This is a genomic window from Cellulosimicrobium sp. SH8 (assembly GCF_025818875.1).
Taxonomy (GTDB): Bacteria; Actinomycetota; Actinomycetes; order Actinomycetales; family Cellulomonadaceae; genus Cellulosimicrobium; species Cellulosimicrobium cellulans_D.
This window is the reverse complement of the sequence record NZ_JAMXMH010000002.1, coordinates 308165-333410: the sequence shown is the minus strand read 5'-3', so window position 1 is coordinate 333410 and position 25246 is coordinate 308165. Positions and strand designations below refer to the sequence as shown.

Genomic DNA, 25246 nt, shown 5'->3' with positions numbered 1-25246 from the left:
GGAAGGTCCCGGCTGCGAAGAGCCCGGGGCCTTTTCTGTTGCCCGGCACCGTGCCGTCGCCGCCCACGGGCCCCGGGATCCGTGAGCGGCGACGACGCCGGGCAGGTTACGCGCTGCCCGACGTCGCGAGCGCGGACCGCACCACGAACCGGGACGCCCCGGCCCCGGCGAGCACGAGGGCCGACGCGGCCGCGACGCACAGCAGGAACTGCACGACGACCCCGACGTTCGCGAACGCGTTGAGCCCGATCACGGGGACCATGAACAGCAGCGCCGCGAACGTCGCCACGCCGACGCTCACGACGAGCGGGACGAGCGTCTCGCGGAACCGCGCCTGGTCGAGCGTGCGCAGGTCCGTCCCGGACAGGACGAGCGTGCGGTACTCGTCGCGCTGGTCGATGACGCGGCCGGCCTGCATGACGCCGGTCGAGACCGCGGCGAGGACGCCCGCGATGGCGAGGGTGAGGAACCCGCCGGTCTTCATGTCGGTGAGGTACTGCACCTCGTCCGGGTCAGCGCCCATGCCTGGCTCCAGGAGCGCGAAGATGCTCGTCAGCCCGGCGATGAACGTCGCGAGCGCGACGCCGCCGACGGAGCGCCACGCCGTCTTCGGGTTGTCGACGATCCGCCGGCCCGCGAGCAGCGTCGGTACGCGCCGAGCGCCGCCCGCGGTCATCTTGCCCACGAGCCAGATGACGAACGGCCCCACGACGTTCACCGTGGCGAAGCCGACCAGCAGGATGACGGTGAGGACGGTGACGACGACCGCCACGGACCCGAACGACAGGTTCGTCGCGACGATCAGCGCGACGAATGCGACGCCCATCGACAGCAGCCGGACGGCCTTGAGCCCGGGCGGCGTCACCCGGGCTGCGACGCCGAGCGGCGTGATCGCGACGCGGCGCAGGCTCACGAGCGCGGACACCAGCGCCACGGCCACCACGAGCACGACCGCACCGAGCAGCGCCGGAACGCCGACCCACAGCTCCTCGAGGTCGAACGTGCGGCCCTGGAAGCGCAGCTGCGCGACCAGCGGCAGCAGGGCGCCGTAGCCGACCAGGCCCACGAGGGCGCCGATCACGGCCTGCGCGGCGGCGTCGAGGGCGGTGAGGGTGGTGACCTGGCCCGTCGTCGCGCCCGCGAGGCGCAGCGCCGCGAGGCGGGCGTCACGCCGCGCGACGGCGAGGCGCGCGGCGGCGGCACCGAGCGTCACGAGCGGGATGAGCAGCAGGAGCGACGCGATCCCCGCGAGGAACGGGTACTGCGCGTCGTAGGGTGTCACGCCCTCCATGCCCTCGCGGACGCCCTCGATCCCGCCCGCGCGGCCCAGGAACGCGTGGAAGCCGCCCATGACGACAAGCAGGATCGCCGTCGTCACCGCGAAGGCGATGATCGCGAGCACGTTCGTCAGGCCCTGCGGGTCGCGCTCGTCGGCGCTACGACGGCGCAGGAGCCACCAGAGGTCGACGGTCCTCATCGCGCGCTCTCCTGGCTCGGTGCGGCGGGGGTGACAGGCGCGGCCGGGGCGCCGGGCGCGTACCCCGCGGCCGGGTGAGCGGCCATCGCGGCCTGGGTGGCGGCGTCGTGCGGGGCGGCGGGCGGCGCCGGCGGCAGGGGAGCAGGCTGGCCGACGGCGGGGCTCGCCACGGGCTGCTGCTGCGCCTCGCCGGGGGCGGGCTGGGCACCGGGGGCGAAGAACTCGCCGGAGATGCGGCCGTCGCGCATCGTCACGGTGCGGGTGCAGTGGCGCGCGACGCCCGCGTCGTGCGTGACGACGACGAGCGCGGCACCGGAGTCGCGGGTGGCGCGCGTGAGGACGTCGAGGACCTCGGCGCCGGTCGACTGGTCGAGCGCCCCGGTCGGCTCGTCGGCGAACACGACGCCGGGTGACCCGACGAGCGCGCGGGCGATCGCGACGCGCTGCGCCTGGCCGCCCGAGAGCTCGCCCGGTCGGCGCTGCTCCATCCCGGCGAGGCCGAGGTGCGCGAGCCACCGGGCGGCGACCGCCGTGGCCTCCGTGCGCGCCGTGCCCGCGAGCATGAGCGGCAGGGCGGCGTTCTCGACCGCCGGCAGCTCCGGCAGGAGCTGGCCCGACTGGAAGACGAAGCCGAAGTCCTGGCGCCGCAGGACCGTGCGGCGCGCCTCGGAGAGCGTCGTCACGTCCTCGCCCCGCCACGACACCGAGCCGGAGGTCGGGGTGATGATGCCCGCGAGGACGTGCAGGAGCGTCGTCTTGCCGGAGCCGGACGGGCCCATGATCGCGAGCGACTCGCCCGGGTGGACGGTGAGGTTCACGCCCGCGAGGGCGTGCGTCGCGGTCTGGGCGGAGCCGTAGACCTTGGTGAGCGCGCTCGCGACGAGGGGCGAGCCGCCGGGGGCGGAGGAGGGGCCGGTGAACGTCATGGACCGATCGTCCGACGGCGGCAGGCGCGGCCGCGTCGGGCTGGGGACGGGACGTCGTCCCGCGGGGGTCCGACCCTGGGGGGACCGCCCGGCGCGCCGTGTGCGGCGAGGGTCGGACGGCGTGGCGTCCGTCACCTCGGGCCGTCCGGGGGCGGATCGGTTTGGGTTCGGGGCGGGGACACGGTAGTGTTCTCGACGGCCGGTGAGCGATCAGCGGTCAGCAGGACCGGCGCCCGTAGCTCAACGGATAGAGCATCTGACTACGGATCAGAAGGTTGGGGGTTCGAATCCCTTCGGGCGCACCTCAGGACGAACGGCCTCACCCGCACAGGTGGGGCCGTTCGTCGTTTCTCCCAGCCCGATGCGCAGCGGGTGTCGGGCGCCCCCTCGCCGACCGCGTCGGTGCGACGCTCGGACCGTGACCCGCGGGTCCTGGTTCGTCGCCGGACTGACCGGGCCTCCCGGTTTTCGCACGATCGTGCTACGTTCGCGGTGTGACCAAGGGCGACGAGACGCGGCAGGCGATCCTGCACCGTGGCGTGGAGGCCGCGTACCGCGTCGGGCTGACCGGGCTCACCATCGGCGAGCTCGCGTCGGCCACGGGCATGTCGAAGTCCGGCCTGTACGCGCACTTCCGCTCCAAGGAGTCGCTCCAGCTCGCGGTGCTCGGCCAGGCGCGCGCCGAGTTCGTCGACACGGTGGTCGCGCCCGCGCTGCGCACTCCGCGCGGCGAGCCCCGGATGCGGGTGCTGTTCGAGGGGTGGCTCGCGTGCGACCTGCGCCAGGACCCCGGTGGTTGCCTGTTCGTCAACGCCGCCACAGAGCTCGCCGCCCAGGCGGGGCCTGTCCGGGAGCAGCTCGTGCGCGACCACCGTGACCTCTACGACGCCGTCGCGCAGGTCTTCCGCACGTGCGTCGCCGAGGGCGGGTTCCGCGACGACGTCGATCCGCAGCAGTTCGCCTCCGACCTCTACGGCATCATGCTCGGGGCGAACCACGCGCACGCCTTCATGGCCGACCCGCTCGCCGAGGAGCGCGCCCGGCGTGCGTTCGAGGCCCTGCTCGACGCGGCGCGCACGCCGGCGCCGGTTCCCGTCCGCTGACCGCACCCGTCTGCACCACCGACCGAGAGGAACTCCCGTGGGCGTCCCAGGCTCGAAGAAAAGCACGACCGTTCGTGCTGACCGCCGTCGTGCGGCACGGCGGCGCAAGGCCGCTCTCCAGCTCGCGCTCGTCCGCGCGCGCCTCTCCGCGCTCCAGGCGGTCTCGCCGCGCAGGGCAGCGCGCCTCGCGCTCGACCTGTGGTGCACCCCGCCCGACGGCGCCGGGCGACGCCGGGACGACCGTACGGCCCCCGGCACGCTCACCACGGTGACGACCGACGCCGGGTCCCGCGTCGTCGTCGAGACGTGGGCGGCGGACCGGACCGGCGGCGTGGAGCGGACGAGCGGTGACGGCGACCCGAGGACGACCAGCTCGCCCGCCGAGGCCGGCGTCGTCTACCTGGCCCACGGCTGGGGCGGGTGGCGCGGCCAGCTCGGCGCGTTCGTCGAGCCCCTGCGAGCCGCCGGCTACCGGGTCGTCGCCTTCGACGCGCCGAGCCACGGCGACTCGGGTCCCGGCCGTCTCGGTCCGCGCCGCAGCACGATGCCCGAGCTCGCGAACGCCCTCGCCGCGGTGGTCCGGGAGCACGGTGACGCGACGGCGGTCGTCGCGCACTCGCTCGGCACGGCGACGACGGTCCTCGCGGTCCGCGACGGGCTGCCCGCGGAGCGGCTCGTGCTCGTCGCGGCGATCGCCGACGTGCTGGGCGAGCTCGACGGGTTCGCCGACCTGCTCCGGCTCTCGCGCCCGACCCGCGAGCTGCTCCAGGGTCTGCTCTCCGACGTCGCCGGGCGTCCCCTGGTCGAGCTGGACGTGCGCGAGACCCTGCGCACCCACCCGGTGCCGCCCGCGCTCGTCGTGCACGACCGGGCGGACAAGGAGGTCCCGTACCCGGTCGGGGCGGCGCTCGCCGCGGCCTGGCCCGAGGGCGAGCTGCTCACGACCGAAGGGCTCGGGCACCACCGCCTGCTGCGCGACCCCGAGGTCGTGCGCGCCGTCGTGGACTACGTGACGCCGCTGCGCCCCGGCGAGCCCGTCGAGCCCGACCTCGCGCGCCGCGGGGCCTGAGCGGCTCGTGCTCCCGAGCGTCCGGGACGAGGGCGACCTCGCGTCAGGCGGGCGGTACGTAGCCCGTGGCCCGCGTGAGGGCGCGGGCCCGGTTCGAGCGGGAGAGCATCACGCAGCCAGGGATGAACGCGCCGAGCAGCACGGGCCCGCCGACGAGCATGACGCCCCAGACCACGATCGCCAGGTAGCCCGCCGCGGAGTTCCGCGACGGGTCGCTGTCGGCGTATGCGAGCAGGACGATGCTGAGGACCGCCGCCGCGACCATGAGCGCGACCGGCACCCAGATCAGCGCCCACGCCGTCGTCCGGTACCGGGGTGTGAAGGCTGCCGGCGGGAGGGGCGGCAACGGAGGGTAGCCGGCGTGCGGCGATCCAGGCTGCGGGTATCCCTGTTGTGGGTGTCCGGGCGGGGGCGGCCCCGGAGCGGGACGCGCGGGCGGGTACGCGGCGCGCGGGTCCTGCTGCGGGTAAGGGGGTGGCGAGGCGGTCACACCGTGTGGATACCAGTCGCCGGACGTGGGCGCCAGCGCCGTCCGCGCCGGGTGGTGGCCGCGCCGCGGACCGGACGGGCGGACGGGCCGTCGTCGGGGCCGGCGGGTAGCGTCGGGGTATGCCGTCGGACAAGGTCGACCTCAAGGCGCTGCACCGCGAGCTGTACGCCCCGCCGCGGGGCCGGTTCGTCGAGGTGGACGTGCCGACGCTCGCCTACCTCGCGGTCGACGGCGAGGGCGACCCGAACACGTCGCCCGCCTACGGCGAGGCGGTCGAGGCGCTCTTCTCCCTCTCGTACGCGGTGAAGTTCGCGAGCAAGCGGGAGGGCCGCGACTACGTCGTCGGGCCGCTGGAGGGCCTGTGGACGGCCGACGACCCGGGCACGTTCGTGCGGCGGGAGAAGGACGCGTGGCGCTGGACGCTGCTGGTGCTCCAGCCGGACTGGGTGGACGAGGACCTCGTCGTCGCGGCCACGGACACGGTCCGCGCGAAGAAGGACGCCCCGGCCGCGCTCGACCTCGTGCGGCGCACGAGCCTCACCGAGGGCCGGTCCGTGCAGACCCTGCACATCGGGTCGTACGACGACGAGGGCCCGGTGCTCGCGGAGCTGCACGACGTCTACCTGCCCGAGCACGGGCTCACGTTCGCCGGGCCGCACCACGAGATCTACCTGAGCGACGTGCGGCGCACGGACCCGGCGAGGCTGCGCACCGTGCTGCGCCAGCCCGTCCGCCCGGCCTGACGTCCGACGCGACGACCTACCGACTTCTGCTGACGACGGCCGAGATGCTGGCCGTCACGCGGCCGACCGCCGTCGTGCCCAGGCGAGGTCGGTCTCGTCGAGCACGTCGGCGAGGCGACGGCCCGCGAGCGTGCGGGTCCAGGCGGCGGACGCACCGTCGGGCACGGCCTCCTGGAGCACCCACTCGCGCACCCCGAGGCGACGCAGGTGCGTGCCGAGCGCGAGGAGCTCGGTGCGCGAGTGCACGCTCGGGTCAACGGTGGTGCGCACCTCGTGGTCGACGCCGGAGCGCAGCAGCACGGTCAGCGCCTCGAACGCGCGGCGCCCGGACGGGATCGTCCCGGTGACGACGGGGTAGCGGGAGGGCAGGTGCTTGATGTCGAGCCCGACCCAGTCCACGAAGGGCAGGAGCCGGGCGAGCCGGGCGGGCCACGGCCCGGCGGTGTGCAGCCCGACGTCGAGGCCGAGGCCGCGCACGTCGTCGATCGCGCCGAGCAGGCCGGGGTGGAGGGTCGGCTCGCCGCCCGAGAAGACGACGCCGTCGAGGAGCCGGCGGCGCGGGGCGAGGAACGCGAGGACCTCGGACCACGGGACCGTGTCCCCGGGCGGCGGCGCGCCGTGGGCGGCGACCGCGCACAGGCCCGGGTGGTGGCAGTAGCCGCAGTGCCACGGGCAGCCCTGCGTGAGGACCGTGGCGACCCGCCGCCCGGGCCAGTCCGTGACGGACAGCCGGTTCAGTCCGGCGACCACGAGGCCAGGGCGGGTCATCGGCGGCTCCTTCCGACGCACGACGGCCCGGCAGTCCGACGGGTCGGGGTCGCCCGCCGCGCTGCCAGGACCTCGAACGTAGCGCCGCCGCCCGGTGCGCCGGACCGGTCGAAGGTCCCGACCTGTCCGGCGCACGGCGGCGGCCCCGGTCGTGGCGCTCAGCCCGACGGCGGACCGCCGAACCCGCCGCCCTGCGGGAACCCGCCGCCCGGGAAGCCCCCGCCGGGGAGGTCTCCGGCCGAGAAGCCCCCGCGCGCGTCCGACCCGTCCGAGCCGAGCCCGGTCAGCCCCGACGACTCGTCGTCGTCCTGGACGAGCTGCTGGGCGAGGTCGGCGAGCACGACCTCGTCGCCGGCGGAGAGACCGTCCGTGATCTCGGTGAGCTCCGGCCCGACGGCGCCCGTCGTCACGGTCACGGTGCGCACCTCGGCGCCGTCGAGCACCCGGACCGTGCGCGCCGACCCGTCGGACGCCACGGCGGACGTGGGCACGACGAGCACGTCGTCGACCGCGGCGACGGCGATCGTGGCGGCCGCGGACGCGCCATCCGGCAGCTCGCCGTCGACCGGGTCGAGCGCGACGGTCGCCGCGTAGGACGGGGTCGAGGTCTGCGAGTCGCTGAGCACCGCGATGCTGCTCACCGTCCCCGTGTACGCGGCGCCGGTCGCCGGGACCGTCGCCGTGACGGACTGCCCGACCGCCACGACCTTCACGTCCGCGAGGTCGAGCGTGGACGACAGCACGTACCCTCCGTCGCCGAGGATCGTCACCGCGGCGTCGCTCGTGCCGACCGACGCCCCGGCAGCCACGTCGACCTGCGCCACGGTCCCGGCGATCGGTGCGGTGAGCGTGCCCGCGACGGCGGCGGCCTCCGCGACGTCCACCTGCCGCTCTGCGACCGTCACGGCGGCGCGGTCGGCCAGGATGCGCTCGGCGGTGACGGTGCCCGACGACGCCGCGCGCCCGGTCGCACCGCTCGCCGACGGCGCGGAGCCCGCGGAGGGCTGGTCGTCGCCGCTCGACGAGCTGCCTGACCAGCCGCCCGACGTGCCTCCCGGCGCCACGCCGGACGTCCCGCCCGAGGGTGCGCCGGAGGCGTCCCCCGACGGCGCTGCGGCGCCCGGGCCCGGCGTCGCTGCGGAGCCCCCGGAGCCAGCGCCCCCGGAGCCCGTGCCCCCGGAGCCGGTGCCCCCTGAGCCCCCGGTCCCGTCGCTGCTCCCGGCCCCGGGCTCCTGCGCGTCGAGGAGCGCCCGGACCGCGGTGTCGAGCGCAGCGGACCGCTCGCCGAGCGTGGCGACGGTGTCGTCGAGGTCGGCGACGAGGTCGACGAGCACGCCCTGCGCCGTGCCCGTCGTCCGCTGGGCGGCGTCGGTCGCGACCAGCGCCTCCTGCGCGGCGACGACCGCCGCGGCGCACGCGGCGAGGTCGTCGGCGGTGGCCGCCGCACCGGCGTCGGCACCCAGGACGACGGCGCACGCGCCCTGGTCGCCCGTGGCCGCCTCGACGGCCGCTCCCGAGGCGCCGAGCGTCGTCGTGCCGGCGAGCACCGCGTCCTCGACGGACGCGTACCCGGCGAGCAGGGCGTCCTGCGCCGCCTGCACGTCCGCCTGCGCGGCGACGAGCGCGTCGCGCGCGGCGGCGACAGCCCGCTCCGCCGCGTCGGCGCTGCTCGCGTCCACGGCCACGGCACGCCTCTCGCCGGTGCTCGTGGTGCCGACGACCAGGACCGCGGAGCCCGCCGCAGAGCTCGCGCCCACGCCCCCGGTGCCGGACGCGCCGGACGCGGAGGCCGTCGACGAGGTGCCCGACGCCTGTGCCTCGAGATCGTCCGCCAGCGTCTGCTGCGCGTCGGCGAGCGTCTGCTGCGCGTCGTCGACCGCGTCCTGGAGGTCGTCGGCGTCGAGGGTCGCGAGGACGTCGCCCGCCTCGACGCGGTCGCCCGCCGCGACGGCGACGGTCGCGACCGTGCCCGACGTGCCGAACGTCGCGTCCGCGCGGGCCGCCGACGCCACGGTGGCGCTCGTGGACACCTGCTGCGCGACGTCGCCCGTCGCGACGGTCGCGGTGCGGTACTGGGCGTCCGCGGGACGCAGCGCGTAGGCGGTGCCGCCCGCGCCCACCACCGCGACCGCCACGCCCGCCGCGACGAGCCGGTGGCGCCGTGACCGGCGGCGCCGGCGGACGACCGCGTCACGCATCGCCACCACCGGAGCCCTGCTCGCCCTGGTCGGCCTGGTCGGCCTGGTCGCGCTCCTGGCCGTCGCGGCCGCCGGGGAAGCCCCCACGGCCCCCGGGGAAGCCGCTCGTGCAGCCGTCGTCGCCCGGCGCGGAGAGGGTCAGGCTCGTCGCGGTGAGCGTGCCGTCGTCCCCGCTGTCGCCCTGCGCGCTGACGCACTGCCCGACGACGACGTCGTCGCCCGACCCGGTGCGCTGGACGGTGTAGGCGGTCGCGTCGTCGACCGTCACGGTCTCCTCGCCGCTCTCGCCCTCGGGCGTGGTCGTGCTCACCGTGACCGTGGCGCCGTCGACCGCGGTGACGAGCCCGGTCGTCAGGCCGCCGAAGCCGCCGCCCGGGCGCCCCTCGCCGTCGGGTGCGCCGGACGGCACGTCGGTCGGTGCGCCGTCCGGCCGCTCGGGCAGGTCGGTGGGGAGGTCGCTCGGCGCCCCGTCGGGGCGCTCGCCGCCGGGGAACCCGCCGCCGGGGAAGCCGCCGCCCAGGCCGCCGGTGCACTCGCCGTCGACCGGCTCGCTCACGGACACGGTCGCGGCCGCCGCGTCGGTCGTGTCGTCGCTCTCGTCCCCGGGCGCGCCGCCCGGGGAGCCGGTCAGGGCCACGACGCACGACCCGACGGCCACGTCGGCGAGCGTGCCGTCCACGGCCACGGTGACGGTCGTGCCGTCGGACCACGAGACCGCGGTCTGGGACTCGCCGTCCTGGACCTGCGCCGTCGTGCCGTCGACGGCGGCGACCTCGCCCGAGATGCCGGGCGTGCGACCACCACCGCCCGGGAGCGCGTCGTCGGGGGCACCGTCCGGCGCGCCGTCCTCGGCGCCCGAGGAGGACGTCGCGGGGTCGGGGGTCGCGGCGTCGGACGCCGAGCAGGCCGTGAGGGCGAGGACGAGCCCGACGGCGCCCGCCGCGACGAGGGCGGCGCGCGAGCGTCGACGGGACACGCCGCCGGGCACGAGGTCGGTGGTGGCACGGGGGAGCGGGGGAGCGGTGGTGCGCGGGGTCATGGGACTCTCCGGTTCGGGAAGGTGGGGTGCTGAGGGTGCGCGGTCACTCGCTGCGCAGCGCGTCGATGGGGGCGAGGCGCGCGGCGCGCACGGCGGGGTAGACGCCGAACACGAGCCCGATGGCGAGCGCGACGGCGATCGAGCCGCCGACCGCGAGGGGCGAGACGACGATCGAGGACCCCAGCGCGGCGGGGAGCGCGAGCGCCGCGACGACGCCGAGGAGCGCGCCGACGAGCCCGCCGGTGACGCCGAGCATCGACGCCTCCGTGAGGAACTGGCGGCGGATCGCGCCGGGCGGCGCGCCGAGCGCCTTGCGCAGGCCGATCTCGCGCGTCCGCTCGGTGACGGACACGAGCATGATGTTCATGACGCCGATGCCGCCCACGAGCAGGGACAGGCCCGCGACCCCGGCGAGCAGGACGGTGAGGGTGCGGTAGACCGACGTCGCGGTGGACACGAGCGAGTCCTGGGAGTCGATCGTGAAGTCGGCCGCGTCCGCGCTGCTCGCGCCGTGCAGGGCGAGGAGCAGGGACTCGGCCTCCTGGTAGGCCGCGGAGATCGCGTCCGTGCCGGTCGCCTTGAGGTAGATCGTGCTGACCGACGTGTCGGTGCCGCCCGTGACGGCCGACGTCATCGCCGTCAGGGACACGACCGCCGTGTCGTCGAGGTTCGTCGACGCGCTCGACCCGGCCGCCTCGAGCACGCCGACGACGTCGAACGTCGTGCCGGCGATGCTCACCGTGCGGCCGACGACGTCCGCCCGGCCGAACAGCTCGGTCGCCGTCTCAGGGCCGAGGACGACCTCGTCGGTCGACGCGGGGTCGACGAACTCCCCGGCAGCGAGCTCGCGCGAGCGGACCTCGAGCCAGTCACCCGTGACGCCCGCGACGGTCGTGGTCCAGTTGGCGTCGCCCGCCTCGAGCGACTGCGACGACTCCTTCTCCGCGGTGACCGCGGAGACGTCGGGCACCGCGACCTGAGAAGCGAGGGCCTCGGCGTCGGCGACGGTGAGCGTGGACGCGGAGCCGAACCCGCCCCGGATCCCCGAGGAGTCCGTCGACGACCCGGGGGTGACGATGAGCAGGTTCGACCCGAGCGCGCTGATGTCCTCGGACACGTCCTTCTGCGTCCCCAGCCCGAGCCCGACCGTGAGGATCACGGCCGCGATCCCGATGAGGATGCCGAGCACCGTGAGGAGCGAGCGCATCGTGTGCGCGCGGATCGCGTGCCACGCCGTGGCGGCGGTCTCGGTCCAGCTCATGCCGCGACCACCCGCTCGTCCGACGTCACGAGGCCGTCGAGCACGCGCACGACCCGCCGGGACCGCTGCGCGACCTCGTGCTCGTGCGTGATGAGGACGATCGTGCGGCCCTGCGCGTGCAGCGCGTCGAGGAGGTCGAGCACGTCCGCCGTCGAGCGCGAGTCGAGGTTGCCCGTCGGCTCGTCCGCGAGGACGAGCGCCGGCTCGCCCACGAGCGCCCGCGCGACGGCGACGCGCTGCTGCTGGCCGCCCGAGAGCTGGCCGGGGCGGTTCGCGGTGCGGTCCGCGAGCCCGACGCGCGCGAGCGCCTCCGCGGCCCGGTCGCGGCGCTCCGCCGGGGCGACGCCCCGGTACACGAGCGGGAGCTCGACGTTGCGCAGCGCCGACAGCGACGGCAGCAGGTTGAACTGCTGGAACACGAAGCCGATCTGCTCGTTGCGGACGCTCGCGAGGTCCGTCTCGTCCATGTCCGCCACGTCGTCGCCCGCGAGCCGGTACGTGCCCGAGGTGAGCGTGTCGAGGCAGCCGAGCACGTTCATGAGCGTCGACTTGCCCGAGCCCGACGGCCCGACGATCGCCACGTACTCGCCGCGCTCGATCCGCAGGTCGACGCCGCGCAGCGCCTCGAACTCGAGGTCGCCCGTGCGGTAGGTCTTGCGCGCGTCGCGCAGGTCGATGACCGGCGTGGCGTCCGCGGCCGGGTTCGCGGGCACGACGGCGGTCGTCGCCGCGGTCACGAGTTCCCGCCCTGGCCGGGGCGGGCGCCCAGCTGGGAGGGGTCGAACCCCTCGGGGAAGCCCTGTCCGCCGCCCTGCCCGCCCATCGGAAGCTGCGACGGGTCGAAGCCCTCGGGGAACCCCTGCCCGCCGGTGCCACCCTGCTCGCCGACCTGCCCCCGGCCCGCGCCGGGCGTGAACGCCGTGTACTGGACGGTGTCCCCCTCGGCGAGACCCGAGACGATCTCGACGGACTGGCCCGACGTCTCGCCCGTCTCGACGACCTGCTCGGAGGTGGAACCGTCGTCGGCCACGAGCGTGACCACGGACGCGCCGTCGTCGTTCGTCGAGACCGCGGCGGCGGGGACGGAGAGCACGTCGGTGCGGCGCTCGGTGACGATCGAGACGTCGACGCTCACGCCGTCGTACAAGCCCTCCGGGCTGCCGGTGACCGCGACGGAGACCGGGTACGCGACCGCGCCCTGGGTCGTGGACGGCAGGCGGCCGATCTCGCTCACCGTGCCGAACACGGTGTCGGCGAGGTCGTCGGAGGTCATCTCGACCTGGTCGCCCGCCTCGATCGCGGCGACGTCGGCCTCGCCGACGCTCACGTCGACCGTCCACGCGTCGGTGCCCACGATCGTGAAGGCGGCGGTGTCGGAGGAGCCCGACGACGCGCTGCCGCCGGACCCGCCGGTCGACGCCCCGGGCACCGTGCCGGTGCCGCCGGGCGAACCCGACCCGGTCGACGCGGACGAGCCCGTCGAGCCGACGGTGTCGCCGACGGCGACGCCGACCGTCGTCACGAGCCCGGCCGCGGGGGCGGTGAGCGTCGCGTCGGCCATCGCCGCCTCGGCGTCGTCGTACGCCTGCTGCGCGACGGTGACGGCGGACTCGCGCGCCTCGACCGCGGCCCCGGCGGCGTCGCTGCCGTCGTCCGACTCCCGCGCGTCGGCGAGGTCGGCCTGCGCCTGCGCGAGGTCGGCGTTCGCCTGCGCGAGCGCCGCGTCGAGCTGGAGGGTGTCGATGGTGGCGAGCGTCTGGCCCGCCTCGACCGTGTCGCCGGCGGCGACCTCGACCGTCTGCACCGTGCCCGCCGCCGCGAACGACACGTCTTCCTGCACGCTCGGTGCGAGCGTGCCGGTCGTCGTCACGGTCTGCTCGAACATGGCCGTGGTCGCCTGCGCGGTGACGGGCTGCGCGGCGCCCGCCTCCTGGGCCGACGACGCGCGAGGCCGCAGGACCGCGAGGTACACGACGAGTGCGGCGACGAGGACGACGGCGACCACGCCGACGACGAGCGCACGACGGCGCGGGCGCGGGCCGCGGAGGCGACGCGCGAGGCGCTCGCGGCGCGTGCCGACGGTGCCCTGGGCGGGGCCGTCGGACGTCGTGCCCTCGCCGGGACCGTCCCCGGACCCGGGGTCTGTGCCCGTCGAGCTGCCCGTCGCGGTGCCCGTCGAGGTGCCCGTCGCGGTGCCCGCCGAGGCGCCGGGCGGGTGGTCGGGGGAGGTCCCCCTCGGTGCGGTCGTGGACGACCGTGTGCGCTGCTGGAGCACCCTCGTCTCCCTGGCTCGGTGCCACCGGGTCGGCGGCGGTCGATCGGGAGGCTAGAGAGGCAGGTTGGGGCGAACGTAGCGCGCGGCTGTGCGCAGGCTATGAGCGCGTGGTCCTCGACACGGCCGAACCCGGGGTCGCTCCCCGATCCGGAGGTGGATCGGGGAGCGACCCCGGGTTCGGCGTGGGTGAGCCGCGGGTCAGCCGCAGGTCGGCTGGCCGTGCCCCGGCGTCGCGACGGTCTCGCGCTCGTCGGCGTCGTCCGACGGCGCGGCCGTGACGGTCACGGGACCGTCCGTGGCGTCGCCGCGGACGGCGAACGACTGGTACGCGTTCTTGCCGGGGGCCACGGACGGGAAGCTCTTCGAGCCCCACGGCGTGGTGACCTCGACGTCGAGGCGCGCGTCGTCGTCGTTCACGACCCGCACCGCGACGTACGGCTTGCCGCCGAGGCACCGGACCTCGGCCGTCGCGGTGACCGCCACACGTGCGGGCGACGACGGGTCGGCCGCGCCGGGCGCGAGCACGCGCAGCGCGGTGAGGCCCGGGTCGCCGTCCTGCCACGACGTGCTCAGCGCGACGTACCGGGCCGTGCGGTCGACGGCGAGCGCGCCGCGGGCGTCACCCGCGCCGAGGGTGCCGACGTCGGTGAAGGCCAGGCCGTCGTCGCTCACGGAGACGACCGACTCCGGCGCCCCGCCGCGCTCCCACGCGGCGACGACGGTGCCGATCTCGCGCGGGGCGCCCAGGTCGGTGACCATGCGGCCGTCCGGGCCGGGGACCCACGCCGTGGCGGCGTCGCCGTCCACGGCGAGGGACGGCGACGTCATGCCCTCGGGCAGCACCGACGCGGGGAACGTGAGGGTGCTCAGCGCGCGGTCCGCGACGGGGAACGGCGTCGCGTCCCGGAACGTGACGCGCGTGCCCGACGGCGTCGCCCCCACCGTGCGGGCCGCGCCCGTCTCGGCGTGGCGCAGCTCGACCGGCGCCCCGCCGCCGCTCACGCGGAACGAGCGGGCGTCGTCGACGGCGACGGTGACCCCGACCGGGGTCGCTCCGCCGTGCGCGGCGACCGACGCGCGGGGCGCGAGGACGACCGCGTCACCGGCGGGGACGGTGACGGCGAGCGTCGACGCGTCCGCCCCGACCGTCTGCGTGCCGGCGTACACCGGGACGGCGCCGCCGTCGTGCGGGACGGTGATCGTCGTCGTGACGTCCGCGCCCGTGAGGTTGAACGCCACGACGTAGCCGTCGACGGCGCTCACGAGCACCGCCGGGTCCTCGGAGGTGGGCACGCGGGCCTCGGCCTGCGCGGCGGTCGTCGCGGCGTCGCCCGGGACCATCTCGACGAGCCGGGGGCCGGTCGCGCCGTCCGTGAGCCGGACGACGTGCCGCGTGTCGGTCGCGCGCGACACCGTCACCGGCGCGTCGGAGCCGCGCACGACGAACCCGGCCTCGCCCTCGACGTTGAGCCAGTCGCCGTCGCTGCTCAGCACCTGGTCGCCCGTGTACCGGAAAGACGCGGCGTCGTGCCACGTCTGCCCGTCCAGCGACGTCTGCACGCGGTACTCCTGGCCCGCGGCGACCTCCCAGCCGAGCTGGACCTGGCTCACCGCGGTGGGTGCGCCGAGGTCGACCTGGACCCACGAGTCGGGCTTGGTGCGGTCCGCGACCGACACCGCCCAGCGGGTCGTGGCCGAGCCGTCCGTGACGGCGCTCGCGGGGTTCGAGCCGTTGGCGCTCGACGCCGTGGCGGGCTTGCCCGCCGCGACGTCCGTCCCGGTCGGGGAGAACGCGCGCAGGTGGTAGAGCGAGTAGCCGTACGCCGCGTCGCCGCGCACGCCCTGCATGCGCACGTAGCGCGTGGTGACCGGCGCGGGCGCGTCCGCGCCCTCGGGCGTGAGGTCGACGGTGTCGAGGCGGGCCACGTTCACGTCCGCCGGGGCCTTGCCGTAGGCGGTCGCCGTGGTCCAGGTCTGGCCGTCGGTGGACGTCTGGACGAGGTAGCGCGCGCCGGCGCTCGCCTCCCACGCGAAGCGCACGCCGCCGACGGTGGTCTCCTCGCCGAGGTCCACCTGGATCCACGAGTCGGGGCGCGTGCGCTCGCCGACCGCGACGGCCCAGCGGGTCGACGGGTTGCCGTCCGTGACGCGCGCGGCCTGGCGACCGCCCCCGACGTCCTCGCTCGACGCCGTCGCGACCTTGCCGGCCGCGAGGTCGGTCGCCGACCCCTCGTCCGCGCCGTAGGCGTGGAACGCGAACATCGAGTAGCCGTACTGCGGGTGGCCCTGCTGCCCGAGGAGCCGCACGTACCGCGCCGTGACGGGCGCGAACGTGAGGTCGTCGACGCGCGCCGCCTTGGCGTCCGCGGGGTCGGCCGGCCGGGTGACCGGGAGCGTCGCGGTGGTCTCGCCCTCGGCGGTCGTGTAGGTGCGCGACCCGTCGAGCCCGGAGTAGCCGTTCATGTCGAGGTTGCGGACGGACAGGCTCGCGTCCTCCGTGGCCGAGCCGGTCGAGGAGCCGGTCGACGCGTAGACGGCGGCCCCGGTCGGGAGCGTGACCTGGCCCGCGTACCCGCTGCCGACCCGGAACACCGACGACGTGCCCTCGAAGCCGTCGCGCGGCTCGGTGTACGTCGTCACGTGCCGCTCGTCGACGGTCGCGCCGGTGCTGGGGTAGAGGTACGGCGTCGAGCCCGAGACGTGGAACAGCCACGAGTCGTGCCCCGGGACCCAGGGGAACTTGACGAAGCCCTTGCGGCTCGACGCCGCGGCCCAGGCGTCCGCGGACTGCTGGACCGTCAGCCCGGGGCCGGCGCCGAAGTCGCGCACGCCGGCGAGGCGCTCGAAGAACTCGTCCTGCGGCGTCGGCTCCACAGAGCCCTCGGGCGACTCGGCGGCCTCGACGTGCAGCAGGTAGGAGATGGCGATCTCCGCGCGCGCCTCGGGCTCGTACTTGGGCTCGCCCGAGAACTTCGCCAGGCGGTAGACCGGGGCGTACGACTGGTAGTCCGCGAGCGCGGCCGCGAGGTTGGCCTCGGCGCGTGCGGCGTCGGGGTCGCGCAGCACCTGGCCGAGGAACGCCATGGGGATCGCGTCGCGCCCGTAGAGGTACTCGCGGTCGGCGACCATCGGCATGAACGGCTCGCCCGCGTCGGACATGACGAGCTTGATCGACTCCCACAGCTCCGCCGAGTTCGGCTGGTGCGTGAGGATCTCCGGCAGCGGCTCGTCGCGGAGCAGGAAGTGGATCGCGTTGCGCCCGCCGGACCGCCAGATGTCGGACTGGTAGTGCGGGCCGAACGACCCGTGGTTCTCCACGAGGTACGTGTCGTGGATGGTCTGCATGGTGTTCGTCGACACGGCCTTGCCCGCGACGACGGCCGGGTTGTTCTGGTCGGCCGTCGGCTGGCCCGCGGCGTTGCGGCCCCAGTCGCCGAGCTGCTCGGCCCAGCGCGCCGCGTCGGGGTCGTCGGGCGCCCACGCGAGGCCGGGGGCGAGCGCCTGCGTGTAGACGCCGACCTCCTCCTGCGCGGTGTCGCCCTCGTGCTTGCCCGTGGGCCAGTCGGCGGTCCAGGAGCCCGACAGCGGGTCCTTGCCGAAGTCGAGGTCGGCCGTGTACTTCGACTGGCCCGTCGCGATGGTCGTGAGGTTCGCCTGCGTCGTCGCGTCGAGCTCGTCCCACAGCAGGGTCCCGGCCGCGAGGAAGTACGACTGGAACGTCGAGTCCCAGAACAGCTTCTTGCCCCAGGTGCCCGCCGGGTCGACGAACCGGTTGCTCGCGGCGTAGTGGCGGATCGTGGCGAGCGTGTGCGCGCGGAGCGTCTCCTCGGAGATGCCGGCGAGCTCGGCGTCGTACTCGCCGTGGGTCAGGAGCACGGCGTTGCCCAGCACGACGGCGAAGTTGAAGTCCTTGAGCTGGTACACCCCGGCCGACGAGTCCCAGACGGTCTCGACCCAGCGGGTGTGGCGCAGCAGCGCGCCGTAGTAGTCGGCGGCCGTCGCGTCGGGGGCGCCGAACGCGGGGGCCGCGTCGAGCGACGCGGTGGCGGCGGCGGGTGACGCGGCCGACGGCGCGCCCTGGGCGACCGCGGGGGTGAGCAGCAGGGCTCCGGCCGTCGCGAGCGCGACGGCGGCGGTGGCGCGGCGTCGCGCGCGGCGTCCTGGTGGCGGGGCGGGCGGGCGGGTCATGGGGCCTCCGGGCGTCGTCGAGCGGCAACGGTGCTGGTGCTCGGGCGGGTGGTGCGGGTGCGGGGTGGTGCGGGTTCGCGCGGGGAGTGCCGGTCCAGGGTCGGACGACCGGCGCCCCCGCGCGGGTCGGGGGGCGCTGCTCAGGCGGGGCGGGGGGTGCTCACGCGGTGCGTTCCTCTCGGGTGGTGCGACGTCGCACGTGGTGACGCGAGGTCACCTGACAGCGCTGTCGAAGTGAGTATAGGCGGGGTTCTCCCGGGAGTGAAGGGAGCGCCGCGGACTTCGCCCGGTCGGCCGTCGTGACGACCGACCGGGCGGTCCGCTCAGCCGCAGTCGACGGCGGGCACGTCGACCGCGACCCGGGCGTCCACAGGCTCTCCGCCCAGCTCGCCGTGCGCGGTGACGACCGCGGTCGTCGCCTCGACGGCCCGCGCCCGCGTCGCGAACGACTGGTAGCCGGACGCGCCCGGCGCGACGTCGGAGACCGTGCGCTCGCCGAACGCGGTCGCCAGGTCGAGCGTGAGCCCGACCGGGACGTCCTCGCCGTTGAGCGCGCGCAGGGCGACGTACGCCTTGCCGGCCAGGCACCGCGGCTGCACCTCGACGCGCACGTCGGCCGCGGCGCCGACGACGCCGCCGGACGACCCGACGACGACCCCGCGGTCGGGCACGAGCCGCACGTGGTCGACGTTCACGTTGCCGGTGTCGCCGCGGTCGTAGCGCAGGCCGACGCGCGTCGTGCCCTCGCCCACGGTCACGCGGACCGGCTCCGAGAAGCCCCAGCGCCGCCACCGCTCGGCGTCCTGACCCAGGTTCGGGAACGGGACCGGCCCGGAGGAGACGCCGTCGACCGTGAGCGAGAGCTGGCGGTCGAGCGGGGCGACGACCATGCCGTTGGCGTAGCGGAAGCTCACCTCGTAGGTGGTCCCCGGCGCGACGCCCGCGACGTCCACGGCGAAGGCCGCGCCCTCGCGGGAGAGGGTGCGCACGAAGCCCGTGCCCGTGTAGCCGGGGTGCTCGGTCGTCGTGATCGCGCCCCCGCTCAGCGTCCCGGCCTCGGCCTCGAGCACGAGCTCCTCGCGCTGGGCCGCGACGAGCCCGTCCAAGGTCTCGACGGCGGGTCCGGCAGGCAGGGTGGCGAGCGCGGCGGCAGCCCGGGCGAGGGCCCTGCCCACGGCCGCGTCGTCGTCGCGCGTCGCGGCGCGGACCGCGGCGGCCAGCGGTGCGCGGACGGCGGCGGCGTCGCTCTCCGTGAGCTCTCCCGCCCCCTCGGCCGCGTGCAGGTCGGCGAGCACGCGCGGCAGCCCGACCCGCTCGCCGAGCCACGGCGCGACCGCGGCGTCGAGCGTCGCGAGCGCGGAGCCCCCGACCTGCTCGGTCGAGCGCGTGAGCAGGACCGTCCGCACGCTCTGCGCGGCGCGCTGGGCGGCACCCAGGTCCGCGTCGGCCGCCGCCGCGACGAGCGCACCGACGCGCGTCGAGAGCAGCCCCGCCGTCGCGGGGTCGAGGTCGCCGTCCGCGCGAGCGGCGGTCACCAGGGCCTCCAGGGCGGCGCCGTCCGGGTACGGCAGGAGCGCCGCCCGGGCGGGCTCGCCCGACGCGCCGTCCGTCCCGGCGACCGCGAGCTCGTTGTGCTCCGCGTAGGACACGTCGGCCGCGTCGAGCGTGAACGAGAGCTCCCGGGTCTGGCCGCCGCCGACCCGCGCGGTCGTGCCCGCGACGGTCTCGCCGTCGAGGACCAGGTGCGCCTCGGCGACCGTGGTCCCCGCGTTGGCGACCTCGGCCGAGACGCTCACGGTGCCGGTGGCCGGGTCGAACGTGGCCTCCGGTGCGCCGGTGAGGTCGAGGCGGGCCCGCTCGTACGGCGCCAGCCCGGCGAGGTCCTCGGCGGTGGCCGGTCGGAGCCGGACCGCCTGCCCGCCTGCCCCGACGAGCGACGCGCTGAGGACGTCGTCCGAGGTCACGAGGGACCGCGTGACCTCGACCGCGGTGGGGTCGCCCTTCCAGCTCGCCTCCTGCGCGTCGGCCCAGACCTCCGCGACGTACGTGACGCCGTCGTCCAGCATGTCCAGCGGGACGTCGAGCGTGCGGTCGACCTCGTCGGTCACGACGCCCACGTACCAGGTGTCGCCGCTGCGGCGGGCGGTCGTGACGTGGTCGCCGATCTGCGCGTCCACGTGCGACTCGTCCCACGTCGCGGGCATGCCGCGCAGGTACTCGAACGCCTCGGGGTGCTTCGCGTAGTTCTCGGGCGTGTCCGCGAGCATCTGGAGCGGGCTGTAGAAGGTCGTGTAGAGCGCGAGCTGGGTGGTGGTGGTCGTCTGCACCCGCGTGTTGAGCTTCGCCGGGTCCCACAGCACGTCGAGCACGCCCGGCGTGTAGTCGGCCGGGCCGCCGATCCAGCGCGTGAACGGCAGGATGGTCGCCTGCTCCGGCGGGTTGCCGTTCGCGCCCATGTAGTTCTGCTGCTCCATGCCCGCGACGCCTTCGCCGGTCATCATGTTCGGCCAGGTGCGGTCCTTGCCCGTGGGCTTGATCGCCTCGTGCGCGTTGACGGAGATGCCGTGCCGCGCCGCCGCCTCGACGACGCGCTGGTAGTGCTTGACGGCCTCCTGGTCGTAGTGGCTGCGGTTGACGCCGCCCAGCTGGAAGCGGGTCGCGTAGCCCGTCTTGATCGCGTGGATCCCCCACTCCTCGTACTGGGAGAAGATCCGCTCGAGGTTCTCGTCGTAGTAGTCGACGTAGCCGCGGGTCTCGTTGTGCGCGACGAACCCGACGCCCTTCTCGGCGCCGTAGCGCAGCACCTCGTCGAGGTCGACGTCGGGCATCGGCGTCGTGAAGTCCTGGTTGGTCCAGGAGCCCCCGGCGTTGGTGTTCCAGCCCTCGGCGAGCACGTACCGCGCCCCCGCGTCCGCCGCGAGGTCGATGTAGTCCTTGATCCGGGCCGTCGTCGCGCCGTGCTTGGCGCCCGCGGTCCACGTCGTGTCGCGGCGCTGGAGCTCCCACCACACGCCGGTGTACGTCCCCGCCTCGATCCAGTCGGTCGTGTCGGCGGTGCCGTCGCCGTCGGAGTCGACGTCGCAGACGGCGCACGGCGGGTTGAGGTTCTGGACCAGGTGCGACTCGGCGAGGTCGCCCGCCGCACGCCCCACCTGCACCGTGCGCCAGGGCGTCACGACGTCCTTCTCGCGCGCGTCGAGCACCGCCTTGGTGCCGTCCGGGAGCGCGATGAGCTCGCTCACCAGGGTCCCGGGCGTCGCCCCGCGGACGAGCGTCATGCTCGCGTAGTCCGTGAGGTCGGCCTCGTGGACGGCGAGGAACAGGTCGTCGCCGCGGGAGAGGGTGAGGGGCGTCTGCGCGTCGGGCACCTCCCCGACCGGGGCCGCCTTGTAGTGCTTCTCGTCCGCGTTCCAGTCCTTGCCGGCGCGGATGAAGTACGCGGTGAGGTCCGCCGGCAGCGCGAACTCCGTCCGCTCCGCGGTCACGACGAACGGTCCGCCCGCGAGCGCGTCCTGGCGGGGCAGGACGTAGCGGAACCCGACGCCGTCGTCGAACACCCGGGCCACGACGTCGAGCGCGAGGCCGGAGGCGTGTCGCGCGTGCACGGTCAGCTCGTTCGCGTGGTTGCGCACCGACGAGCTCGTGCCCCACGCGGGGGTCCACGTCTCGTCGACCTCGTCGCGCTCGACGGACTCGACGGTCATCCCGGACGTGAGGTCGACGTCGGGTCCGCGCAGCAAGAGGCCGAGGCCGGAGGCTCCGACGACGGTCGTCGAGCCGTCCCGCACGACGTCGTAGGTGAGGCGGCCGTCGACGACGCCGACCGTGAGGTCGAGGCTGCCGTCGGGCGACGAGACCTCGTGCCCGTCGACGGCCGAGGCGGCCGCGGGTGCGCCGGGCGCGGCGAGCGCCGGGGCCGCGGCGCCGACGGGCGCCACGAGCGCGAGCGCGAGGACGGCGCCGGACAGCAGCCGGCCACGGCGTCGTCGTGCGGTGGGTGGGGGCGGGGTGGGGTCGTGCGACATGCGGTACACGGGGCTCCTTGAGACGTCGTCGTCCTGGGGACCGTCGGCAGCCCGCGGTGGTGCGCGGGCGCCGCGCGGCGCGGCGTTCGCGGGGTGCGCGACCGCCGTCGTGCGGTGGGTGGTGGTACGACGGAGGGGCGGGCCGGACCTGGTACGACCAGGTCCCGCCCGCCCCCCGCGTGCTCGGTCCGACCGGAGGTCAGCCCTTGACCGAGCCGGACATGAGTCCGCCGATGAAGTACTTGCCGAGGATGATGTACACGAGCAGCGTCGGCAGGGACGCGAAGAGCGCACCGGCCATGGACACGCCGTAGTTCTGCAGCAGCGCGCCGTTCGCGAGGTTGTTCAGCGCGAGCGTGACTGGGCCGTTCTGGCTCGAGGAGAAGAACACCGCGAAGAGGAAGTCGTTCCACGACGAGGTGAACTGCCAGATGAGCACGACCACGAAGCTGGGGATCGAGATCGGCAGGATGATCGACCAGTAGGTCCGGAACATCCCGGCGCCGTCGACGCGTGCGGCCTCGATGAGCTCGTGCGGCACCGTCATGTAGTAGTTGCGGAAGATGAGCGTCGTGATCGGGATGCCGTACACGACGTGCAGCAGGATCAGCGACGGCACGCCGCTGGGGATGCCCAGGTCCAGCACGAGCTGGTTGAGCGGGATCATCACGGCCTGGTAAGGGATGAACATCCCGAACAGGATGAGCGTGAAGACGAGGTTCGAACCCTTGAACGACCAGCGCGAGAGCACGAAGCCGTTGAGCGAGCCGAGGAATGCCGCGATGATCGCCGACGGCACGACCATCTGCAGCGTGCGCAGGATCGCGGGGGACAGCGCGGTCCACGCCGTCTGCCAGTTCTCGAGGGTCCACACCTGGGGCAGCGACCACGCACGAGCGGGCGACGCGTCGCCGGTGCCCTTGAAGCTCGTCACGAGGAGCACGTAGACCGGGATGAGCACGATGATCACGAAGAAGATCAGCGCGGCGTACTTGAGGGTGCGGCCCACGGAGAACCGGTTCTTGGGCACCGTGCGGTGCAGGTCGATCGGGCGCCCGGCGGTGTCCGGTGCCGGCGCCGAGGTGGCTACGACGTCGGTCATCGCTTCTCCTGACGGTTGGTGCGGACCAGGTAGGGCACGATGACGACGGCCACGATGATCAGCAGGATGGAGCCGACCGCCGCGGCGTTCGCGTAGTCGAAGCTCGACTTGAACACGTACATGTCGACGGCCGGCACCTTGGTCTGGTAGTTCGCCGGCTTCGAGATCGACATGATGAGGTCGAACGACTTGAGCGACATGTGGCCGATGATGATGAGCGCCGAGAGCGCGACCGGCGACAGCTGCGGGAAGAGCACGTGGCGGTAGAGCTTCCACTCGCTGGCGCCGTCCATGCGGGCGGCCTCGCGCAGCTCGTCGGGGATGCCGCGGAACCCGGCGAGGAACAGCGCCATGACGTAGCCGGAGAGCTGCCAGATCGCGGGGATGGCGATGGCCGTGATGCCCCAGGTGACGTTGTTCCACCAGTTGTTCTGGAGGAAGTCGAGCCCGATGATCTGGAACAGCCGGTTCAGGCCGCTCGCCTGCGCGTCCTGGTTCGAGTTGAGGAGCCAGCGCCACACGACGCCGGAGGCGACGAACGACACGGCGAAGGGGAACAGGTAGACCGAGCGGAACAGGCCCTCGCCCTTGACGGGCTTGTCCATCATCCACGCCCAGAGGAAGCCCATGACGAGCGTGCCGGCGAGGAACACCACCGTGTAGAGGACGAGGTTCTTCAGCGAGTGCTGGAATGCCTCGCTGCCGAGCAGGTCGAAGTAGTTCTCGAACCAGACGACCACGGACGGCTTCTGTCCCGTGGCCTGCGCGGCGGTGTGGTTGTCCGTGATCGACGTCTTGAAGTTCGCGCCGATGAGGCCGTAGACGAACACGCCGACGAGGATCAGCGAGGGGGCGAGCATCAGCAGCGCTGGGCCGGCTCGTCGCAGTGACTTGAGCATGGTGGGACTTCCCGGTCGTGAGGAGGGGACGCGGCGCGCGAGGGCGACCGACGTCCCGGGGGACGCGTTCCGGTCACGCGGTTCCGCCGCGCGCCGTCGGGAGGGTTCCCGACGACGCGCGGCGGCTCCGGTGGACCGGTGTCAGCCCTGTGCGGCGGCAGCGAGCTCGGACTGGTAGGTCGCGAGGTCGGACCCACCGGACGTGAACTTGCTCGTCGCGTCGGAGATCGCGTTCAGCGTCGCGACCGGGGCGGCGGCGCCGTGCGCGAGCGAGGACACGATCGTGTCGTTGCCGAACGACTCGATCGCCGTCTGCTGGTACTCCGAGAACTCCTTCGGGTCGGCGTCGGTGCGCGCCGGGATGGAGCCCTTGGCCTTGTTGAACGCGACCTGGCCCTCGAGCGAGCCGACGGTCTCGAGCCACGCCTTGGCGCCGTCGGGGTGCGGCGCGCCCACCGGGAGGGTGAACGAGTCGGCGAGGAAGTCGAACACGCCGTCCGTGCCCGGGACGGGGAACGCGGTGAAGTCGGTGCCGAGCGTCTTGCCCTGCTCCTCGAACGCCGCGACGGCCCAGTCGCCCATGACGTTGAACGCGGCGTTGCCGTCGATCACCATCTGGGTCGCCTCGGGCCAGTCGAGCCCGTCACGGTCCGTGTTGGTGTAGCTCATGAGCTTCTCGAAGTCCTCGAGGGCGGCCGTGACCTCGGCGCCCTCCCAGTCGGTCGAGCCGTCCCACAGGCCGTTGTAGCCCTCGGCGCCGAGGTCCGCGAGGAGCACTGTCTCGAGCAGGTTGACCTGGGTCCAGGTCGTCGCGACCGACAGCGGCGTGACGCCCGCGGCCTTGAGCTTGTCGAGGTCCGCCATCCAGGCGTCCAGGTCCGCGTACGTCGCGGCCGGGTCGACGCCGTTGGCCTCGAGGACGGTCGGGTTGGCCCACACGACGTTCGCGCGGTGGATGTTCGACGGGATCGAGTAGATCGCGCCGTCGTCGGACTTGAGGCGGTCGACGAGGTCGGCCGGGAAGACGTCGTTGAGGCCGAACTCGTCGTACAGCGACGAGACGTCCTCGATCTGCGCGGCGTCGATGTAGTCCTGGAGCTCGGCACCGGCGTGCGCCTGGAACGTGTCCGGCGGGTCCTGCGCCTGCAGGCGGGACTGGAGGAGGTCCTTCGCGGCCGAGCCGGCGCCGCCGGCGACCGCGCCGTTGATGAACTCCACGTCGGGGTGCTGCTCGTTGAAGACGCCGACCAGCGCGTCGAGACCCGCCTTCTCGGAGCCTGCGGCCCACCAGGTGAAGACCTCGACCTCGTCGCCGCCCCCCGAAGCGCCTCCGTCGCCGGTGCCCCCGTCACCGGAACCACCGCCGCTGCACGCGGCGAGTGCGAGACCCACGAGGGCGGCCGTCGCCACCGTCGCGCTCGTCCTGCGATCGATTCGCATCGTGATATCCCTACGCCTTCTTCGGTCGTTGGGGGACCGGAGAGACGACCACGTCGCACCGGCCGGGCGCACCGGCGCGCCCTCGAACCCGCTGCCCATACAACGACCCGACCCGGCTTGATGTCAAGAAATGAACGCAAGCGTCGCTGAATCGTGATCTTCGCGTCAGGTCCTGCACGCAACCTGCGGTTCCGCTGAGTCTGGCCTAGGGTGACAGCGCTGTCCAGTTCGTCCAGGGGATCG

17 protein-coding genes and 1 tRNA gene are annotated in these 25246 nt (G+C 74.7%); 4 read left to right on the top strand and 14 right to left on the bottom strand.

Annotated features, from left to right (window positions below):
• Nucleotides 1-106: 106 nt before the first annotated feature.
• Both NF338_RS04180 and NF338_RS04175 read right to left on the bottom strand, forming a co-directional pair.
• A complete protein-coding gene (locus NF338_RS04180; RefSeq protein WP_264029631.1) occupies nt 107-1477 on the bottom strand; it encodes an FtsX-like permease family protein in 1371 nt (456 codons plus the stop codon).
• A complete protein-coding gene (locus tag NF338_RS04175; protein WP_318782946.1) occupies nt 1474-2403 on the bottom strand; it encodes an ABC transporter ATP-binding protein in 930 nt (309 codons plus the stop codon). The genes NF338_RS04180 and NF338_RS04175 overlap by 4 nt, the downstream gene beginning before the upstream one ends.
• Before the next feature lie 229 nt (nt 2404-2632).
• On the opposite strand from NF338_RS04175, the gene NF338_RS04170 reads away from it, so the two are divergent.
• From NF338_RS04170 to NF338_RS04160, 3 genes are all read left to right on the top strand, one after another.
• A tRNA-Arg gene (locus NF338_RS04170) sits at nt 2633-2705 on the top strand.
• 192 nt (nt 2706-2897) lie between these two features.
• The gene (locus tag NF338_RS04165; protein ID WP_264029630.1) at nt 2898-3506 is read left to right on the top strand and encodes a TetR/AcrR family transcriptional regulator; all 609 of its coding nucleotides are present in this window, start codon (nt 2898-2900) and stop codon (nt 3504-3506) included.
• 37 nt (nt 3507-3543) lie between these two features.
• Complete coding sequence (locus NF338_RS04160; protein WP_264029629.1) at nt 3544-4575, top strand: alpha/beta fold hydrolase; 1032 nt, start codon at nt 3544-3546, stop codon at nt 4573-4575.
• 43 nt (nt 4576-4618) lie between these two features.
• Here the strand turns inward: NF338_RS04160 and NF338_RS04155 are convergent, their stop codons facing one another.
• Nucleotides 4619-4921 carry a hypothetical protein gene (locus NF338_RS04155; protein WP_157759563.1) on the bottom strand — a complete coding sequence of 101 codons (303 nt, stop codon included), beginning with the start codon at nt 4919-4921 and terminating at the stop codon, nt 4619-4621.
• Nucleotides 4922-5184: 263 nt separating this feature from the next.
• Here NF338_RS04155 and NF338_RS04150 point away from each other — a divergent pair, with 263 nt between their 5' ends.
• Nucleotides 5185-5808 carry a GyrI-like domain-containing protein gene (locus NF338_RS04150; protein WP_264029628.1) on the top strand — a complete coding sequence of 208 codons (624 nt, stop codon included), beginning with the start codon at nt 5185-5187 and terminating at the stop codon, nt 5806-5808.
• Between the two features lie 54 nt (nt 5809-5862).
• On the opposite strand, the gene NF338_RS04145 is transcribed toward NF338_RS04150, so the two are convergent.
• The 11 genes from NF338_RS04145 to NF338_RS04095 form a co-directional block, all read right to left on the bottom strand.
• Nucleotides 5863-6576, bottom strand: a complete 714-nt coding sequence (locus NF338_RS04145; protein WP_264029627.1) for an anaerobic ribonucleoside-triphosphate reductase activating protein — start codon at nt 6574-6576, stop codon at nt 5863-5865.
• A gap of 158 nt (nt 6577-6734) precedes the next feature.
• Complete coding sequence (locus NF338_RS04140; RefSeq protein ID WP_264029626.1) at nt 6735-8774, bottom strand: biotin/lipoyl-binding protein; 2040 nt, start codon at nt 8772-8774, stop codon at nt 6735-6737.
• On the bottom strand, nt 8767-9813 hold the full coding sequence (locus NF338_RS04135; RefSeq protein ID WP_264029625.1) for a hypothetical protein: 1047 nt from the start codon (nt 9811-9813) through the stop codon (nt 8767-8769). Before NF338_RS04135 ends, NF338_RS04140 begins: the two co-directional genes overlap by 8 nt.
• Nucleotides 9814-9856: 43 nt before the next feature.
• Nucleotides 9857-11074, bottom strand: a complete 1218-nt coding sequence (locus NF338_RS04130) for an ABC transporter permease (protein ID WP_264029624.1) — start codon at nt 11072-11074, stop codon at nt 9857-9859.
• A complete protein-coding gene (locus tag NF338_RS04125; protein ID WP_264029623.1) occupies nt 11071-11811 on the bottom strand; it encodes an ABC transporter ATP-binding protein in 741 nt (246 codons plus the stop codon). The genes NF338_RS04130 and NF338_RS04125 overlap by 4 nt, the downstream gene beginning before the upstream one ends.
• Nucleotides 11808-13349 (bottom strand): efflux RND transporter periplasmic adaptor subunit, encoded by a 1542-nt coding sequence (locus NF338_RS04120; protein WP_264029622.1) that lies wholly within the window; start codon nt 13347-13349, stop codon nt 11808-11810. Before NF338_RS04120 ends, NF338_RS04125 begins: the two co-directional genes overlap by 4 nt.
• Nucleotides 13350-13547: 198 nt before the next feature.
• Nucleotides 13548-17537 (bottom strand): discoidin domain-containing protein, encoded by a 3990-nt coding sequence (locus NF338_RS04115; protein ID WP_264029621.1) that lies wholly within the window; start codon nt 17535-17537, stop codon nt 13548-13550.
• 323 nt (nt 17538-17860) lie between these two features.
• Nucleotides 17861-21562 carry a glycoside hydrolase family 97 catalytic domain-containing protein gene (locus tag NF338_RS04110; RefSeq protein WP_264029796.1) on the bottom strand — a complete coding sequence of 1234 codons (3702 nt, stop codon included), beginning with the start codon at nt 21560-21562 and terminating at the stop codon, nt 17861-17863.
• A 199-nt stretch (nt 21563-21761) separates the two neighbouring features.
• Nucleotides 21762-22664 carry a carbohydrate ABC transporter permease gene (locus NF338_RS04105; protein ID WP_087470891.1) on the bottom strand — a complete coding sequence of 301 codons (903 nt, stop codon included), beginning with the start codon at nt 22662-22664 and terminating at the stop codon, nt 21762-21764.
• Nucleotides 22661-23563, bottom strand: a complete 903-nt coding sequence (locus tag NF338_RS04100) for a carbohydrate ABC transporter permease (protein ID WP_264029620.1) — start codon at nt 23561-23563, stop codon at nt 22661-22663. Before NF338_RS04100 ends, NF338_RS04105 begins: the two co-directional genes overlap by 4 nt.
• A gap of 141 nt (nt 23564-23704) precedes the next feature.
• Complete coding sequence (locus NF338_RS04095) at nt 23705-25003, bottom strand: ABC transporter substrate-binding protein (RefSeq protein ID WP_204539428.1); 1299 nt, start codon at nt 25001-25003, stop codon at nt 23705-23707.
• Nucleotides 25004-25246 lie beyond the last annotated feature (243 nt).

Bases quoted from the DNA above. Each gene is read 5' to 3' on its own strand.
- NF338_RS04145 (WP_264029627.1), bottom strand. From the start codon at position 6,576: ATGACCCGCCCTGGCCTCGTGGTCGCCGGACTGAACCGGCTGTCCGTC.
- NF338_RS04140 (WP_264029626.1), bottom strand. From the start codon at position 8,774: ATGCGTGACGCGGTCGTCCGCCGGCGCCGCCGGTCACGGCGCCACCGG.
- NF338_RS04115 (WP_264029621.1), bottom strand. From the start codon at position 17,537: ATGACCCGCCCGCCCGCCCCGCCACCAGGACGCCGCGCGCGACGCCGC.
- NF338_RS04100 (WP_264029620.1), bottom strand. From the start codon at position 23,563: ATGCTCAAGTCACTGCGACGAGCCGGCCCAGCGCTGCTGATGCTCGCC.
- NF338_RS04105 (WP_087470891.1), bottom strand. From the start codon at position 22,664: ATGACCGACGTCGTAGCCACCTCGGCGCCGGCACCGGACACCGCCGGG.
- NF338_RS04095 (WP_204539428.1), bottom strand. From the start codon at position 25,003: ATGCGAATCGATCGCAGGACGAGCGCGACGGTGGCGACGGCCGCCCTC.
- NF338_RS04175 (WP_318782946.1), bottom strand. From the start codon at position 2,403: ATGACGTTCACCGGCCCCTCCTCCGCCCCCGGCGGCTCGCCCCTCGTC.
- NF338_RS04130 (WP_264029624.1), bottom strand. From the start codon at position 11,074: ATGAGCTGGACCGAGACCGCCGCCACGGCGTGGCACGCGATCCGCGCG.
- NF338_RS04180 (WP_264029631.1), bottom strand. From the start codon at position 1,477: ATGAGGACCGTCGACCTCTGGTGGCTCCTGCGCCGTCGTAGCGCCGAC.
- NF338_RS04150 (WP_264029628.1), top strand. From the start codon at position 5,185: ATGCCGTCGGACAAGGTCGACCTCAAGGCGCTGCACCGCGAGCTGTAC.
- NF338_RS04135 (WP_264029625.1), bottom strand. From the start codon at position 9,813: ATGACCCCGCGCACCACCGCTCCCCCGCTCCCCCGTGCCACCACCGAC.
- NF338_RS04110 (WP_264029796.1), bottom strand. From the start codon at position 21,562: ATGTCGCACGACCCCACCCCGCCCCCACCCACCGCACGACGACGCCGT.